This window comes from Rhodococcus sp. K11/5 (assembly GCF_055193735.1).
In genome coordinates, this window is the sequence record NZ_CM143721.1 from 2,832,417 (window position 1) to 2,847,379 (window position 14,963).

Consider the following 14,963-nt stretch of genomic DNA (forward strand, 5'->3'; position numbering starts at 1 on the left):
GTGACCACTGAGGCGAATGAGTCGATCCACGCGCGGCCGGTCACGGCTTCTCGACGGTCCGCGAGGCCGCGGTCTCGGCCGTCAACGACGCCAGCCGACCCCGACGCAAGCGCCGGACCGAATCCGTCGTGAAGATCGCCAATGCTCCCCAGATGAGGGCGAACCCGACCCAGCGCGCGGTCGACATGAACTCGTTCAACACCAGCACGCCCCACGCGAGTTGCAGTGCGGGCGTGAGGTACTGGAGCAGCCCGAGGGTGACGAGCGGCAGTTTCTGGGCGGCCATCCCGAACAGCAGCAGCGGCGCCGCGGTGACCGGTCCGGCGAGGACGAGCAGCCACGCGCTCGGCGCCCCCGCGGACAGCGCGGTCGACGCACCGGTGACACCCAGGAACACCAGGTACGCGATCGCGACGGGGACGCCGACCAGACCCTCGGCGGTCAGGCTGGTGACCGGCTCGAGGCGAACGATCTTCTTCATCACCCCGTACATCGCGAAGGAGAACGCGAGCGTCAGCGCGATGATCGGCGGCCGACCGTAGTCCACGGTGAGCACGACCACCGCCACGACGGCGAGGGCCAGCGCCGCGATCTGGGCGCGACTCAGTCGCTCGCGGAAGAACGCCACGCCCAGGAGCACACTGACGAGAGGGTTGATGAAGTAGCCGAGCGCCGCCTCGGTGACTCGGACCGAGACCACGGCGTAGATGTAGACGCCCCAGTTGATCGAGATGAACGTCGACGCCAACGCCACCACGCCCCAGGTCCGGGCGGAGAGTCGTCGGAGCGATCCCAGCCGGCCGAGGGCGGCGAGCACACCCAGCATCAACACCAGTGTCCAGAGAATGCGGTGCGCCAGGACCTCGACCGGCGCCGCGAAGGTCAACAGACCGAAGAAGGCCGGGAACAGGCCCCAGATCCCGTAGGCGCCGACCCCGCTGAGGAGTCCGACGGACTGGGCCGAACGGGGTTCTCTCACGGCGGGGGCGGTGCTCACCCGATCACGGTAGACCCGACCGTTCACGCCGTTCCGCACGGCGCGGGCACAATCGAGGGGTGGCCCACCGCAAACGGACATCGACCCCGTCCTCGACCGAGCACCCCGACAAGACCTGCGCCTCCTGCGGGCGCCGGATCGAGTGGCGGAAGAAGTGGGAGCGGGACTGGGATCAGGTCAAGTACTGCAGCGACGCCTGCCGACGCCGCAAGGTCGGCGACGCCGACACCGACCTCGAGGCCAAGATCCTCGAGCTCCTGCACGCACGAGCGAGGGACGCGACGATCTGCCCGTCGGACGTGGCTCGTACCGTCGCCCCGGACGACTGGCGGCCGCTCATGGAACCGGTACGGCGCGCGGCGCGGCGACTCGTCGACGCCGGCCGGGTACGCATCACCCAGGGTGGCCACACCGTCGATCCGTCGACCGCGAAGGGCCCCATCCGGATCGCGCGTCCGAACTGACGGAGCCGGCGGACGCCCGTCACCGGCGGGCCAGCGCCCGCTCCACGGCGTCGTCCACCGATCCCCGAGTGGCCGGGCCGTGTCCGGGAATCAGAACGTCCGCGTCGAGCCCGACGAAGGCCCCGAGAGCGCGCTCCTCGCCTGCCCGATCGTGCGAGAACATCGGCGGAAGCAACTGCGCACCCCGGACGGAGGTGAGTGCATGCCCGGTGATGAGGGCGTCCCCGGTGATCACCGCGCCCACGTCCGGCAGGTGGTACCCCGTGTGACCCGACGTGTGCCCCGGCGTGGCCACCGGGAGCGGAGCACCGGGGAGGTCGAGACGCCCGTCCGCTCCGGTCGCGACGGAATCGAAGCCGGCCGCGCCCGGCACCGCTCCGGATTCCAGACCGCCCGCCCGGGTGATGCGCAGGCTCCAGGGCAGCACCCCCGGACGCCACGCGTTGCGAACCACGTCGGCCGGCGACGACTGTTCGAGGTACTCCCGGCGCGCGTGCGCGGCCTCGACCGTGGAGGTCAGGACGGGCGTGCCGTGACGCGAGGCGAACCACCCCGCCCCACCGATGTGGTCGATGTGCGCGTGGGTCAGCAGGATCGCACGCACGTCCTCCGGTCTCCGACCGATCCGGCGCAGCGACTCGAGCACCAGCTCGACGTACTTCGGATAACCGGCGTCGACGAGCGTCACCCCGTCGTCGTCGACGAGCAGCGTCCAGTTGACGTCCGGGCCCGACGCGACGACGACCCCGTCGGCCACGGTCAGCAGTTCCACGTCTCTCACGCGTGCAGGGTACGACCACTGCGATGACTTTGCTCACCTTCTGCTCGAAAACCCCGGTGCAGCAGGGGGTCCCGTAGTCCTGGAACATGCGCGGTCGACTACGCTGGCTCGTCGTGATCGACGCTCGAACCCTGGACTCCCCTTCCCCCTCCTCCACCGACGCCGAACCCCCGGTCGTGCGGAAATGGTCGCCCGGCGGCTGCGTCTGGTGCGGCAGTCGACACGACGTGGAGCCCTACCGCGACGAGCCACGATGCGCGGACTGCCGGGCGCACGAGAGCGTCGTCGACGCCGCGCGACGGTTCATCGGGATGTACGGACTCCGACCCCTGGGCGGCGCCGTGGACTCCGAGGACGACGAGGAGCTCGACCACCGCACGGCGGCGCGTGACGCCCGCGCGGCGCTCGATCGCAGCAGACTCCCCAAGCGCCCGGGGGCGGCGGACGTACGCAAGGCGTCCACCCGGTCCGCCGGCTCGGCTCCGTCGCGGACATCGACGCCGTCGCGAGCGTCGGCTCCGACTCGCCCGTCGACCTCGTCGCGGACGTCGGCACCCACCGCGGCCGTCAGCGGCGTGGACGTCTCGTCGCTCGGTGACCGGGTGAGCGGACTGCTCGACCAGCTGGGCGCCATCGACGCCGGCATCGCCGACGCGCGCACCTCCGGGGGTCTGCCCGCACGCGCCCGGCTCAGCGATCTCGAGCGGCAGCGCGCGACGGTCATGACCACGTTGGCCGCGTTGGAGAAGGCGCGACGGGCGAGTTCGGACTAGGCGTCCTTCAACCGGCGCGAAGCGTCGATCACTCCATCGCCCGGCGCGAAGCGTCGGTTGCGTGTGCCCGAACCGACTCCGTCCAGTCCGTGACCCATCCGTCGAGTGAGTCGGCAGCCGTCCAGCGCACGTCGAGAGTGCGAAGGTCGCTCGGCGACACCGACTTTCCCGTTCCGTCGATATAGCGGCACGCGACCAGAGCCGTGGCGTGGACGGAGTCGCCGACCACGAAGTTCTGCTCGAAGATCGCGTTCTTGGCGTCGAATCCCAGCAACGTCGTGCGGACCACGAACCGGGTGCCGAGGGTCAACGAGCGCCGATACGTGATGGTCTGCGCGGCCACCACGGGGTGCCATCCGGCCGAGCGCAGCCGCGGCCACAGACCGGTGCGCACGTGGTAGGCCATTCGAGCTGCGTCCAGGATCGACAGATATCGCCCGTTGTTCATGTGCCGGAGCACGTCGAGGTCCGAGGGCAGGACGCGGAACGCGGCGTCGAGGGTGTCACCCGCTCCGGCGCGGTTCGTCGACGCGACCGGTCTCATGTTCTTCAGCAGCCGCAGCGTCATGATCATGCTGCGAGCCTACGAACGAGGGCCGCGCCCGCCGCCGCACCCCCACCGTGACACTCTCACCGAACCCTCACTCCGTGGAGCGACCACACGCATCGGTGTCGCACTAGGTTGATGGGCATGACCACCGCACCGACCCGACGCCCTCGCCGCGTGCGTCGCACCGTCATCGTTGCGGTTGCGCTCGCCTGCCTGATCGTCGGAGCCGTGGCGTGGTCGGCCCCCGAACGGTATTTCCCGTGGGACACGGCGTCGTTCCCCGATTCCACCACCGGGGCCGAGTCCGCTCTGGCCGCGCGGGTGGTGGAGGTCGCTCGCGCCGAGCACGCCGACCCGAAGCCCGGCACCCACTACGCCGAGGGCGTCGACGAGGCATGGTGCGCCGACTTCGTGAGCTGGGTGATGCGCGAGAGCGGAGCACCGTTGACCAATCCCCACTCCGGCAGCTGGCGTATTCCCGGCGTCTACACGCTCACCGAGTACTACCAGGAACAGGGCCGGTTCGAAGCCGTCGGTGACCATCGTCCGAGTGTCGGGGACGTGGTGCTCTACGACAACGCCGGCCCACTCGGCCGGTTCACGATGGGCCAGCACACCAATCTGGTGATCGCCGTCGACGGTGACACGGTCACCACGGTCGGCGGGAACGAGATGGGCGGCATCCGCGTGCACACACTCGACGTCACCGCCGATACCGCTGTCGTGGGATTCGGACGCCTCCCCGTCGAGTGACCCGTCGTCACCGGACGGGAACGTCTCCGTCGTCCGCACTCACCGTCGCCCCGGTGTGTTCGGGGAGGAGCGGCGACGCCGCGAAGCGACCGAAGATCGCGTCCGGGGGCAGCGCCTCGACCGCCCGCACGCCGTCCGAGGACGCCACGACGCGCAGGGTCGCCGTGTCGGCCCGGACGAGAACGCCGGCGACACAGACGCAGTCGTCGAGGTAACGACCGCGGACCACCTCGGCCACCGCCGCCGACCGCGGATCGGATCCCGGAACCACCAGCGCCGCCGCGTCGCGGACGGCGCGGGCGATCACCTCGTCGGTGTCCGGCACCCCCACGGCGTGCACGGGGGTCTGCACCCGGTCGATCGGGGCTCGGACGAAGACCGTGGACACGCGAATCCCCGTGTCGCCGAGCGCTGCTCCGCTCGCCACCGCACCGGCCCCGACGTACCGGTCGAACGACACCAGGGCCCAGCGATCGCCGACCGCGTCCTCACGATCGTCGAGCGACCGGGACGCCTCCGCGACGTACTCGTCGGCGCTCTCGGCTCCGACGGGCCCCAGGACGTCGGTACCGACGCCGAGACCGCGCACCGGATTGTTCACCCCGAGGGCCACCGTCACGGCGAGGAGTAGCACGACGCACGCCGCGGCGACGGCTCCGGTGCCGACCCGGTTCATCCCGCCCTCAACACGTCCAGTGCATGTTGAAGGTCCGCCGGGTACGGACTCTCGAACTCCACGTGATGTCCCCGAGACGGATGCACGAACCCCAGCGCGCGGGCGTGCAGCCACTGACGTTCGAGGCCCAGCCGTTCGGCCAACCGCGGATCGGCCCCGTAGGTGAGGTCACCGCAACACGGATGGCGCAACGCCGAGAAGTGCACCCGGATCTGGTGGGTGCGACCGGTCTCGAGGTGGACATCGAGCAGGCTCGCCGCCTGGAACGCCTCGACGGTGTCGTAGTGGGTGATGCTCGGCTTGCCGTCGGCGGTGACGGCGAACCTCCAGTCGTTGCTGCGGTGCCGACCGATCGGGGCGTCGATGGTTCCGCTCGACGGATCCGGATGTCCCTGCACCAGAGCGTGATACCGCTTGTCGATGGTGCGCTGCTTGAACGCCCGCTTGAGCACGGTGTAGGCGTGCTCGGAGGTCGCGACCACCATCACACCGGAGGTTCCGACGTCCAGACGGTGCACGATTCCCTGGCGCTCGTGCACCCCGGACGTGGAGATCCGGAACCCGGCGGCGGCGAGGCCACCGATGACCGTCGGGCCGGTCCATCCGACACTGGCGTGCGCGGCCACCCCGACGGGCTTGTCCACCACCACGATGTCGTCGTCCGAGTACAGGATCTCCATGCCCTCGACCGGCTGCGCCTCGATGGTCAGCGGACGTACCGGTTCGGGCAATTGCACCTCGAGCCAGGACCCGCTGCCGAGTCGATCCGACTTGTTCACGGCCGTGCCGTCGACCTGGATGGAACCCTCGTCCGCCAGCGTGGCGACGACCGTGCGGGACAGGCCGAGGAGTCGAGCCAACCCGGCGTCGACGCGCATGCCGTCGAGACCGTCGGGGACGGGCAGCGAGCGCGATTCCCTCACGAGGCGTCCGATCGCTGTTCGGACGACTCGTCGTCGGTGCGGCGCGTGCCGTCCGGTTCGATGCCGAACAGGGTGATCACGACGAGCAGAATCGCGCCGCACACGATCGAGGAATCGGCGACGTTGAACACCGGCCACCACCCGATGGACACGAAATCGACGACGTGACCCTGCAGGGGGCCGGGTGAGCGGAAGAAGCGGTCGACCAGGTTGCCCAGCGCGCCGCCCAGGACCAGGCCGAGTCCGAGCGCCCACCACGAGGACCGCAACGTGCGACCGATACGGATGACACCGATCACCACCGCCACCGCCACCAACGTGAGCAGCCACGTCATCCCGGTGGCCATGGAGAACGCGGCACCGGGGTTGCGGATCAGGGTCAGGGTGACGGTGTCGCCGACGATGCGGATCGGATCGCGAGGATCGATGAAGGCGACGGCGAGAATCTTGGTCACGAGGTCGGAGACCAGAATGATCGCCGCGATGATCAGCAACCGCCGCATCCGCCGCGGCCTCGTGGGGGTTTCCGGCTGTTCGACGTCGCTCACGCAGTCCATTGTTCCTCATCCGCGGTTCCCTCCCGACCCGGTGTGTCCGCCGAGGGGGGATCGGCTCACCGCGTGCTCAGGAAACGTCGATAGCCTTCACGGTGTGTTGTCGATGTCGCGTTCCTCCGCCGCCGTCCGTGTCACCGTCGCCGCGGCGGTGATGACGCTGTTCGCGGCCGGTTGCGGTTCCGATGCTTCCGACGCCGACGAGACCGAGGACGTCCCGAGTCCGACGGCCGTCACACTGCCCGTCTCCGACGCCACGACCACGTTGCTCGACGCGGGCGCCCAGCCCCGCGGCATCCTCGCGCCGATCGCCTCGCCCGACGAGCAGTCCGCGGTCCTGACCACGTCGTCGTCCATTCTCCAGTCGATCGACGATCAGCCCCCGCAGGACTTCTCGACTCCGCCCGTGACGACACCGCTCACGGCCACGTCCGCGCCGAGCCGTACCGAGGGCGGCATCGAGGTGTCGATGATCCTGGGGCAATCGACCACACCCGACGCGACCCTGTCCGGCAACCTCGCGGCCACGGAAGGGTCCGAGGCGGGCTGGACGCTCACCCCCGCCGGCGCGGTCACGGCCCTGATCATCGACCCGTCGCCGGATGCGAGCGACATCGCGCGCGCGGCCGTCGAGCAGGCGCTCTCCCAGGCCGTCTATCGCGTGATTCCCTTCCCCGGCGAACCCGTGGGCGAGGGCGCGCAATGGACGGTCACCCAGGAGGTCGTCAGCGGGATCGCCCTGACCCAGGAGACGACGGTGACCCTGACCTCGATCGAGGACGGCGTCGCGACCCTCGATCTGGCGGTGAGCCAGTCCGCGCAGCAACCGATCTGGCAGCTTCCCGACGGCGAGGGATCATTGAACATCGAAGCCTTCGACCTGAGCGGCACCGGGAGCGTCACCGTGGACCTCGACCGTCCGCTCCCCGTCGCCGGGTCGATCACCGTCGGTGGGGACCAGGTCTACCGTGACCCGAACAGCGAGACCGTCCTCCGCCAGACCACCACCAACTCCGTCGAGTGGAGCAGCTGATGCGGCGGACCGCTGCCGTCGCCGCCGGGGTCGTGGTGATGTCCGTCCTCGTCGGCTGCAGCGACGACACGCCGGACGACACCTCCACGCCGGCCGCACCGACGGTCGCGATGGATCGATTCGTCCCCGTCGACGTCCCCGACGCGGTGCAGGGCCGTGAGCCGTTCACCGACTCCGCCACCCTCGCCGGCCGGATGATCACGATCGCCGACCTGCCCCCGGGGTACACCGGATACGAACTGCCGCCGCTGGACGAATCGTCCGCGGACGTCGACGCCCCGAATCGGTCCAGCACCGACCCGGCCGCGTGCGCCGCGGTCCTGGCCCCGGTGGCGAGCCAGCTCCCCGGATCGCTCGTCACCGCCTCCGTCACCTACAGCGGCCCCGACTTCGCCTCCGTCGACCAGGACGCGGCCGGTTACTCCGGAAACGGCGCCGCCGACGCGTTCCGCACCATCCAGGACTCCGTGGCCGACTGTGCGACGTTCACCGGGACCGACGCGGACGGCATCACCGTCGACTACGAGGTCGGTGCCTCTCCCCTGTTCCCCTCCGACGTCACCCTTGGGGACGCGTCGTTCGCGGTGCGGGTGGCGGTGGAGAGCGAGGGCATCTCGCTCACCACCGACGCGGTGGTGACGCTGGTCGGCTCGACGGTGTCGCAACTGGTCGCCACCGGAACGCAGCCCGTGGACCCCGAGGTGGTTCGTGGGCTCGCCGAGACGTCGGCACAGCGGCTCGCATCCTGACTCCGCGCGTCACTCCTCCCTCCGGCACCCCCTCACCCCGGTGAGTGATCACAACGAAGATTCGGCTTCGTCCGGACCCGTCGGCGCCGTTGGTACTGTCGGATTCGACCCGTTCTCGAACGACCGCGAGGGCCGCACATTGCCACGATCGATCACCGCTCGTCTGCGTACTGCTCTCGCCGCGACGGCCGCCGTCCTGCTGACCACCACCGCCCTCGGCGCGGGACCGGCACAGGCGCGGGTCGACGAGACCCAGCGCGGCCCCGATCCGACGCCGGCGTCGGTCGCGGATCCCGAGGGCGAGCTCCCCGTGGCCATGTCCGTCGTTCCGCGGCCGGCGGCGACCGGTTTCGGTGGCGGCACGGTCTACTATCCCGACGTCACGGACGCCGGCACCTTCGGTGCCGTGGCGCTCTCCCCCGGATTCACCGGACTGCAGTCCTCCGTCGCGTGGCTCGGTCCCCGTCTGGCCTCACAGGGTTTCGTGGTCTTCGTCATCGACACCCTCACGCTGACGGACCGGCCCGCCTCACGCGGAGAGCAACTCGCCGCGGCACTGACGTACCTGACCGACGTGAGCGAGGTCCGTGACCGCGTCGACCCCGAGCGTCTCGGCGTCATGGGGCATTCCATGGGCGGCGGCGGAGCGCTCGCCGCGGCCAAGGCGAACCCCGAACTGAAGGCCGCGATCCCGCTCACGGTGTGGCACGACGACACCACGTGGCCGTACCTGACCACACCGACCTTGCTGATCGGCGCGCAGGCCGACACCGTGGCTCCCGTCGCGCTGCACTCCGAGCCCATCTACGCGAGCCTCCCCGACACCACCGCCAAGGCATACGTGGAGCTGAGCGGGGCGAGCCATTTCGCGCCCAACGCGCCCAACACCACCATCGCGCAGTACTCCATCGCGTGGTTGAAGCGATTCCTCGACGACGATCGGCGCTACGACGGCTTCCTGTGCCCCACTCCGCCGGTCGGCGGGGCGATCTCGGCCGTCGCGGCCACCTGCCCGCTCGACTGAAACACGTCCGTAGACTCGGGGCATGGAACCCGAGCGTCGCCGCGTGCTGTTGCTCGTCCTCGGCGCGGTTCTCACCGCTGTCGGCGCCGTTCTGGTGACGTGGTTCTCCCTCGGGATCGCCGGCTGGGCGACCATCCTGGCCGGCGTGATCGCGGTGGGGGCGGCGAACGCCGGCGCTCGCCGCTGACGCCGCAGGCCCGGACAACGCCGGCTGGGACACCGCAGGCTCGAAACTCCCCCGGACACGACTCGAGCCGGTGCCCCGTAGGGCACCGGCTCGGCGTAGGTCGTGACGATCAGAGCGCGGGGCAGGCCGGCGACTCGATCTGCGCGAGCGAAACGATGGCGCACGCGTTGTCCTGCGACAACTTCCAGACGCCGTCCTCGGCCACGTAGGCGACCTGCAGCGGGTTGGTCTGGTCACCGATGGTCAGCGTCGCGTTGGAGCTCAGCGTTCCGTCACCGAGGTCGGTGACGTCGAGGACCTCGATCTGCGCGTTGTTCTGGCGTGCGGAGTCGGCGACCTTGTTGATCAGCTCCGGATCCTGCTCGGCACCCTGAACGAGCTCGACCTTCTCCTCGAGCGGCACGTTCGGGTCGAGACCGAACTGCAGGCGCTCGTTCAGCTCGGCCGCGGTGGGAACGGGGGGAAGATCGGCCGCGGCCGGTGCCTCGGCGGCACTGGTCTCGACGGCCGAGGAGGTCGCTTCCGCCGTGGTGGTGTCCTCTTCGCTGCTGCAAGCGGTCATGGTGAGCGCGGCGGCAACGGCCATTCCGGCCACGACTGCACGTCCGGTACGTGGGAGCTTCAACTCGTCATCCTTTGCTTCTCGGTTACTACCGTCGTTCTCGGGCAGCACGATCGTTCGAGTGACATCCGGGCAGGATCTCACCTCGCCCGGAGAACCTTACCGATCGGTTCTGTGGAAACGGTAAAGCCCGCCTCACTCGAGACTCTGCATGGGATCCGCCACGGCCAGATGTTCGTCGTCACCGGCGAACGTGCGGGCCGGGCCGGGTCCGGTGCTGCGCGTCTCGAAGCGGACGGTCACCACGTCGTGGCCGGCGCCCTGCACCCATCCGTGGCCGTACTCGTCGTGCCGCACGTCCAGGCCGGGGCGCCACGGCGCGAGACCGGTGGCGACCACGGGCGGCGGGTCGGTGCCGGTCACCTCGGCACCGTCGTCCGCACCGTCCCCGGCCACCGTGTCGGCACGGACGAGGTCCTGATCGAGTTCCGGGAACAGCGACTCCTGGCGCACGCTCGACAGTCCCGCCAACCCCACTCCGACCAGCCGAATGCTGCCCAGTTCGCGCGGATCGACGGCCTGACGCTGCGCCGTGGCGACGATGGTCGCCAGGTCGACGGTGGCGTACGGCAGTGTCACCGATCGGGTGACGATCGAGAAGTCCGACTTGCGCAGCTTCAACACCACGGTGCGTGCCGCGCGCCCGTCCTTCAACAGTCTGGCGTGCGCGGCCTCGGCGCTGCTCGCGATCGCCACACGGAGACGGTTCAGGTCGACGATGTCCGTCGCGAACGTGGTTTCCGCGCTGACCTGCTTCGATTCGGCGCGTTCGGCCACCGGACGGTCGTCGATACCGCGCGCGAGGCGATGCAGACTCGGCCCGACGGCCGAGCCCAGGACCGACGCCGCCTCCGCTTCCGGCATCGCCGCGAACGCGCCGACGGTCATCACCCCGAGTCGGCGCAACTTCTCCTCGGCAACGGGCCCGATCCCCCACAGCTTGCGGACCGGTAGCGACGCGAGCAGGTCGGCCTGCTCCGTCGGCGCCACCACCCGGATACCGTCCGGCTTCGCCAGTCCCGACGCGATCTTGGCGATCTGCTTGCCCGCCCCGGCACCGATGGACGACACCAGGCCCGACGCATCGAGCACGGCCGCTCGCAGGTCCGCGCAGAACGCCTCGACGTCCTCCGTCGTGGCGCCCGCGAGCGACACGGGTTCCCCGAAGGCCTCGTCGAGCGAGAGCTGTTCGATGACCGGGACGAGTTCGCGGACCGCGTCGAACACGGTGGTGCTCAGCGCCGAATAGAGCTTGCCGCGAGGCGGCACCACCACGGCCGTCGATCCGATCAGACGACGAGCCTGGTGCATCGGCATCGCCGAACGGGCGCCGTACACCCGCGCCTCGTAGCTGCATCCCGCGACGACACCACGTCCGCCCGTGCCGCCGACCAGAACCGGCCGACCCCGCAGAGTCGGACGCGTGAGCTGCTCGACGGACGCGAAGAACGCGTCCATGTCGAGGTGGAGCACCCACCGGCGACTGCGCGTCATGGTTCGCCGATTCCCGGGCGGGTCCGTCAGGCCTTCGCCAGGCTCGCTCGAACTCCGTCACCGAGGTCGATGCCGGCGCCGTCGACGTCGCCGATCGCGATCCGGGTGGCCAGAATCTCGCCCGCGATGAGGTCGCGGTGGGCGTCGAACCAGGCCCGGCGCTCCGCAGGGACGCTCACCACCACGTGGATCCGGTCGGAGACGTCGAATCCGGCGGACCGGCGCGCATCCTGGAACTCACGGATGCGGTCCTTGGCCCACCCCTCGGCTTCGAGTTCTTCGGTGACCAGCGAATCGAGAACCACGAGACCCGCGTTCGACGACAGGGCCGCCGTCGAATCCGGTTCGGTGGCCACGAGGCGGCGAGTGAACTCCGTCGGCAGCAGCTCGATGCCGGCCGCCTCGACCGTCCCGTCCGTCTCGGTCCAGTCACCGGCCTTGACCGCCTTGATCACCGTCTGCACCTGCTTGCCGAGTCGAGGTCCGGCGGCGCGGGCGTTGACGACCAGCTCGAACCGACCGTGGGCATCGACGTCGGTGGTCAGGTCGACTCCCTTGACGTTGACCTCGTCCTTGATCAGGTCGACGAACGGGCGGAGCCGCTCCGCATCGTCGGATGCGACCGTGAGCTCCTGCAGGGGCAGGCGAACCCGAAGGTTCTTGGCCTTCCGCAGTCCGAGGGCGGCGCCGCACACGGTGCGGACCTCGTCCATCGCCGACACGAGTTCCGGATCCGAGGGCAGCTCGTTCGCGGTGGGCCAGTCGGTCAGGTGCACGCTGCGCCCGCCGGTCACACCCCGCCAGATGACCTCGCTCGCGAGCGGAAGCATCGGCGCCGCAACTCGCGTCAGGACCTCGAGCACCGTGTGCAACGTGTCGATCGCGTCCGTGTCCTCGTTCCAGAAGCGCTGCCGCGACCGCCGCACGTACCAGTTGGTGAGCGCGTCGCAGAACAGGCGCAGTTCGTCGCACGCCCCGGCGATGTCGACGGCCTCGAGGGCGTCGGTGATCGCCGACGTCGTCGCGGCGAGCTTGGCCAACACGTACCGATCCAGCACGTGCGTCGAATCGGTGCGCCACGTACCGGGAGCGGACGCGTAGAGCTGGAGGAAACTCCACGCGTTCCACATCGGCAGCAGTGCCTGGCGCACACCCTCGCGGATGCCCTGTTCGGTCACCACCAGGTTGCCGCCGCGCAGGATCGGCGAGGACATGAGGAACCACCGCATGGCGTCGGACCCGTCGCGGTCGAACACCTCGTTCACGTCCGGGTAGTTGCCCTTGGACTTGCTCATCTTGAGCCCGTCCTCACCGAGGACGATGCCGTGCGCGGCGACGGTGGAGAACGCCGGCCGATCGAAGAGCGCCGTCGCCAGTACGTGGAGGGTGTAGAACCAGCCTCGGGTCTGTCCGTTGTATTCGACGATGAAGTCTCCGGGATTGTGGCCCGGTGAGGTCGAGGTGCCGTCGAACCACTCCGCGTTCTCGAACGGATAGTGAACCTGGGCGAACGGCATCGACCCGGATTCGAACCAGCAGTCGAGCACCTCGGGCACGCGGCGCATGGTCGATCGGCCCGTGGGGTCGTCCGGGTTGGGACGGGTGAGATCGTCGATGAACGGGCGGTGCAGGTCCGTCGGTCGAACACCGAAGTCGGCCTCGATCTGATCGAGGCTGCCGTAGACGTCGGTGCGTGGGTACTCGGGGTCGTCGGAGATCCACACCGGGATGGGGCTGCCCCAGTAGCGGTTTCGGCTGATGTTCCAGTCCCTGGCACCTTCGAGCCACTTGCCGAACTGGCCGTCCCGGATGTGTTCGGGCACCCAGGTGATGCTCTGGTTCAGCTCCACCATGCGGTCGCGGAAACTGGTCACCGAGACGAACCACGACGGCACGGCCATGTAGATCAGAGGCTGACCACTGCGCCAGCTGTGCGGGTACGAGTGCTCGATGGTCTCCTGCCGGAACAGCTTCGAGATCGCCTTGAGGTCCTTGGTGATCACCGGATTGGCATCGAAGATCATCAGACCCTCGTACGGCGGCACCATCGCGGTGAACTTGCCACCCGCGTCGAGGGGCTGCACCACCTCGATGCCGTGCGCCGTGGCCACCTCCATGTCCTCCTCACCGAAAGCCGGTGCGAGGTGGACGATTCCGGTACCGGAGTCGGTGGTGACGTAGTCGGCGGACAACACCCGATGCGCGTTCGGACGGCCGAGGAAGAAGTCGAACGGCGGGGTGTACTCCAGACCGATCAGGTCGGCTCCGGTGTGCTCGGAGACCACTGCCGGCGACTCGCCGAGTTCGCGCGCGTAGTGCGCGACGCGGTCGCGGGCGAGGACGACTCGGCCGCCGTCGCCGTCCTCGACCTGGACGTACTCGATGTCCGGCCGCACCGCCATGGCCAGGTTCGACGGGATGGTCCACGGCGTCGTCGTCCAGATCAGGGCGTCGGCGCCGTCGAGCGGCGAACCCGGTGCGGACAGCGTCATCCGCACGGTGACCGCGGGATCCTGCCGCATCTTGTACGCGTCGTCGAGGCGTGTTTCCTGGTTGGACAGCGGAGTCTGCTCGTACCAGCTGTACGGCAACACCCGGAAGCCCTGGTAGATCAGTCCCTTGTCGAACAACTCCTTGAACGCCCACATGACGGACTCCATGAAGTCCAGATCGAGCGTCTTGTAATCGTTGTCGAAGTCCACCCACCGCGCCTGACGCGTGACGTAGTCACGCCATTCCCCGGTGTACCGGAGGACCGACTGCTTGCAGTACGCGTTGAATTCCGCGAGGCCCATCGTGTCGATCTGGGACTTGTCGGTGATTCCCAGCTGCTTCTCGGCCTCGAGCTCGGCGGGCAGACCGTGACAGTCCCACCCGAAGCGCCGCTCGACCTTCTTGCCGCGCATCGTCTGGAACCGCGGGATCAGATCCTTCACGTATCCGGTGAGCAGATGGCCGTAGTGGGGCAGACCGTTGGCGAAAGGCGGCCCGTCGTAGAAGACGAATTCGTCGGCGTCGGACCGCGCGTCCACGCTGGCCCGGAACGTGCCATCGGCGTCCCACCCGGCGAGGACCTGCTGCTCGAGGGCGGGGAAGTCGGCACCACCCGACGCGCTGCGGGGTGCCCCGTAGGAAACCCGCGGGTAGGACTCGGACTGGTTCTGCTGCATCGGTGATACTCCTGTGCCTGCGTGTACGGCACGGGGACGATGGTGGACGCCGTTCACGTCCGCACCGCGGTACCACCCCGCTTGGCCGACACCTCACCGAGGCCGTCGACCCACTCGGATCACGAGCTGTGACGGGCTCACCCGTTCGGTTCTACTGAGCGCCGAGCGCCGTTCTTCCGAAGGCTCCCCGGTGATGGCCGGATCGACGCCGTG

Annotated in this window: 15 protein-coding genes and 2 pseudogenes; 8 read left to right on the forward strand and 9 right to left on the reverse strand. The window is 69.4% G+C overall.

Annotated features, from left to right (window positions below; genetic code table 11):
- Positions 1–40: 40 nt before the first annotated feature.
- Positions 41–997: an EamA family transporter RarD gene (gene rarD, locus ACY466_RS13355; protein ID WP_463245843.1), complete on the reverse strand. Its 957-nt coding sequence runs from the start codon at positions 995–997 to the stop codon at positions 41–43.
- Between the two features lie 59 nt (positions 998–1,056).
- On the opposite strand from rarD, the pseudogene ACY466_RS13360 reads away from it, so the two are divergent.
- Positions 1,057–1,194, forward strand: a pseudogene (locus ACY466_RS13360) (DUF2256 domain-containing protein); the annotation flags it as partial.
- Between the two features lie 24 nt (positions 1,195–1,218).
- Positions 1,219–1,461: pseudogene (locus ACY466_RS13365) on the forward strand (DUF3253 domain-containing protein); the annotation flags it as partial.
- A 19-nt stretch (positions 1,462–1,480) separates the two neighbouring features.
- On the opposite strand, the gene ACY466_RS13370 reads toward ACY466_RS13365, so the two are convergent.
- Complete coding sequence (locus ACY466_RS13370; RefSeq protein WP_463245844.1) at positions 1,481–2,242, reverse strand: MBL fold metallo-hydrolase; 762 nt, start codon at positions 2,240–2,242, stop codon at positions 1,481–1,483.
- Positions 2,243–2,355: 113 nt separating this feature from the next.
- Here ACY466_RS13370 and ACY466_RS13375 point away from each other — a divergent pair, with 113 nt between their 5' ends.
- Complete coding sequence (locus tag ACY466_RS13375; RefSeq protein ID WP_463245845.1) at positions 2,356–3,015, forward strand: hypothetical protein; 660 nt, start codon at positions 2,356–2,358, stop codon at positions 3,013–3,015.
- A 28-nt stretch (positions 3,016–3,043) separates the two neighbouring features.
- Here the strand turns inward: ACY466_RS13375 and ACY466_RS13380 are convergent, their stop codons facing one another.
- Positions 3,044–3,589: an acyl-CoA thioesterase gene (locus tag ACY466_RS13380; RefSeq protein WP_463245846.1), complete on the reverse strand. Its 546-nt coding sequence runs from the start codon at positions 3,587–3,589 to the stop codon at positions 3,044–3,046.
- A gap of 117 nt (positions 3,590–3,706) precedes the next feature.
- Here ACY466_RS13380 and ACY466_RS13385 point away from each other — a divergent pair, with 117 nt between their 5' ends.
- Entirely contained in the window at positions 3,707–4,318 is a 612-nt protein-coding gene (locus ACY466_RS13385; RefSeq protein WP_463245847.1) for a CHAP domain-containing protein, read from the forward strand.
- A gap of 7 nt (positions 4,319–4,325) precedes the next feature.
- Here ACY466_RS13385 and ACY466_RS13390 read toward each other — a convergent pair whose 3' ends face one another.
- From ACY466_RS13390 to lspA, 3 genes are read right to left on the reverse strand one after another with little or no spacing between them, the layout of a single operon-like run.
- Complete coding sequence (locus tag ACY466_RS13390; protein WP_463245848.1) at positions 4,326–4,994, reverse strand: hypothetical protein; 669 nt, start codon at positions 4,992–4,994, stop codon at positions 4,326–4,328.
- Complete coding sequence (locus tag ACY466_RS13395) at positions 4,991–5,917, reverse strand: RluA family pseudouridine synthase (protein ID WP_463245849.1); 927 nt, start codon at positions 5,915–5,917, stop codon at positions 4,991–4,993. Before ACY466_RS13395 ends, ACY466_RS13390 begins: the two co-directional genes overlap by 4 nt.
- A complete protein-coding gene (gene lspA / locus ACY466_RS13400; protein ID WP_463252289.1) occupies positions 5,914–6,420 on the reverse strand; it encodes a signal peptidase II in 507 nt (168 codons plus the stop codon). Before lspA ends, ACY466_RS13395 begins: the two co-directional genes overlap by 4 nt.
- A gap of 157 nt (positions 6,421–6,577) precedes the next feature.
- Here lspA and ACY466_RS13405 point away from each other — a divergent pair, with 157 nt between their 5' ends.
- The 4 genes from ACY466_RS13405 (at position 6,578) to ACY466_RS13420 (ending at position 9,464) form a co-directional block, all read left to right on the forward strand.
- Positions 6,578–7,504 carry a hypothetical protein gene (locus tag ACY466_RS13405; RefSeq protein WP_463245850.1) on the forward strand — a complete coding sequence of 309 codons (927 nt, stop codon included), beginning with the start codon at positions 6,578–6,580 and terminating at the stop codon, positions 7,502–7,504.
- Positions 7,504–8,253, forward strand: a complete 750-nt coding sequence (locus ACY466_RS13410) for a hypothetical protein (RefSeq protein ID WP_463245851.1) — start codon at positions 7,504–7,506, stop codon at positions 8,251–8,253. Before ACY466_RS13405 ends, ACY466_RS13410 begins: the two co-directional genes overlap by 1 nt.
- Positions 8,254–8,392: 139 nt before the next feature.
- Complete coding sequence (locus tag ACY466_RS13415; protein WP_463245852.1) at positions 8,393–9,277, forward strand: alpha/beta hydrolase family protein; 885 nt, start codon at positions 8,393–8,395, stop codon at positions 9,275–9,277.
- A 22-nt stretch (positions 9,278–9,299) separates the two neighbouring features.
- Positions 9,300–9,464, forward strand: coding sequence for a hypothetical protein (locus tag ACY466_RS13420; RefSeq protein WP_463245853.1), 165 nt, complete (start codon positions 9,300–9,302; stop codon positions 9,462–9,464).
- Between the two features lie 109 nt (positions 9,465–9,573).
- On the opposite strand, the gene ACY466_RS13425 is transcribed toward ACY466_RS13420, so the two are convergent.
- The 3 genes from ACY466_RS13425 to ileS form a co-directional block, all read right to left on the reverse strand.
- Positions 9,574–10,089 (reverse strand): WKL family lipoprotein, encoded by a 516-nt coding sequence (locus ACY466_RS13425; RefSeq protein WP_463245854.1) that lies wholly within the window; start codon positions 10,087–10,089, stop codon positions 9,574–9,576.
- A 132-nt stretch (positions 10,090–10,221) separates the two neighbouring features.
- A complete protein-coding gene (locus ACY466_RS13430; RefSeq protein WP_463245855.1) occupies positions 10,222–11,580 on the reverse strand; it encodes a DNA polymerase IV in 1,359 nt (452 codons plus the stop codon).
- Positions 11,581–11,606: 26 nt separating this feature from the next.
- Positions 11,607–14,750 carry an isoleucine--tRNA ligase gene (gene ileS / locus ACY466_RS13435; protein ID WP_463245856.1) on the reverse strand — a complete coding sequence of 1,048 codons (3,144 nt, stop codon included), beginning with the start codon at positions 14,748–14,750 and terminating at the stop codon, positions 11,607–11,609.
- Positions 14,751–14,963: the final 213 nt, after the last annotated feature.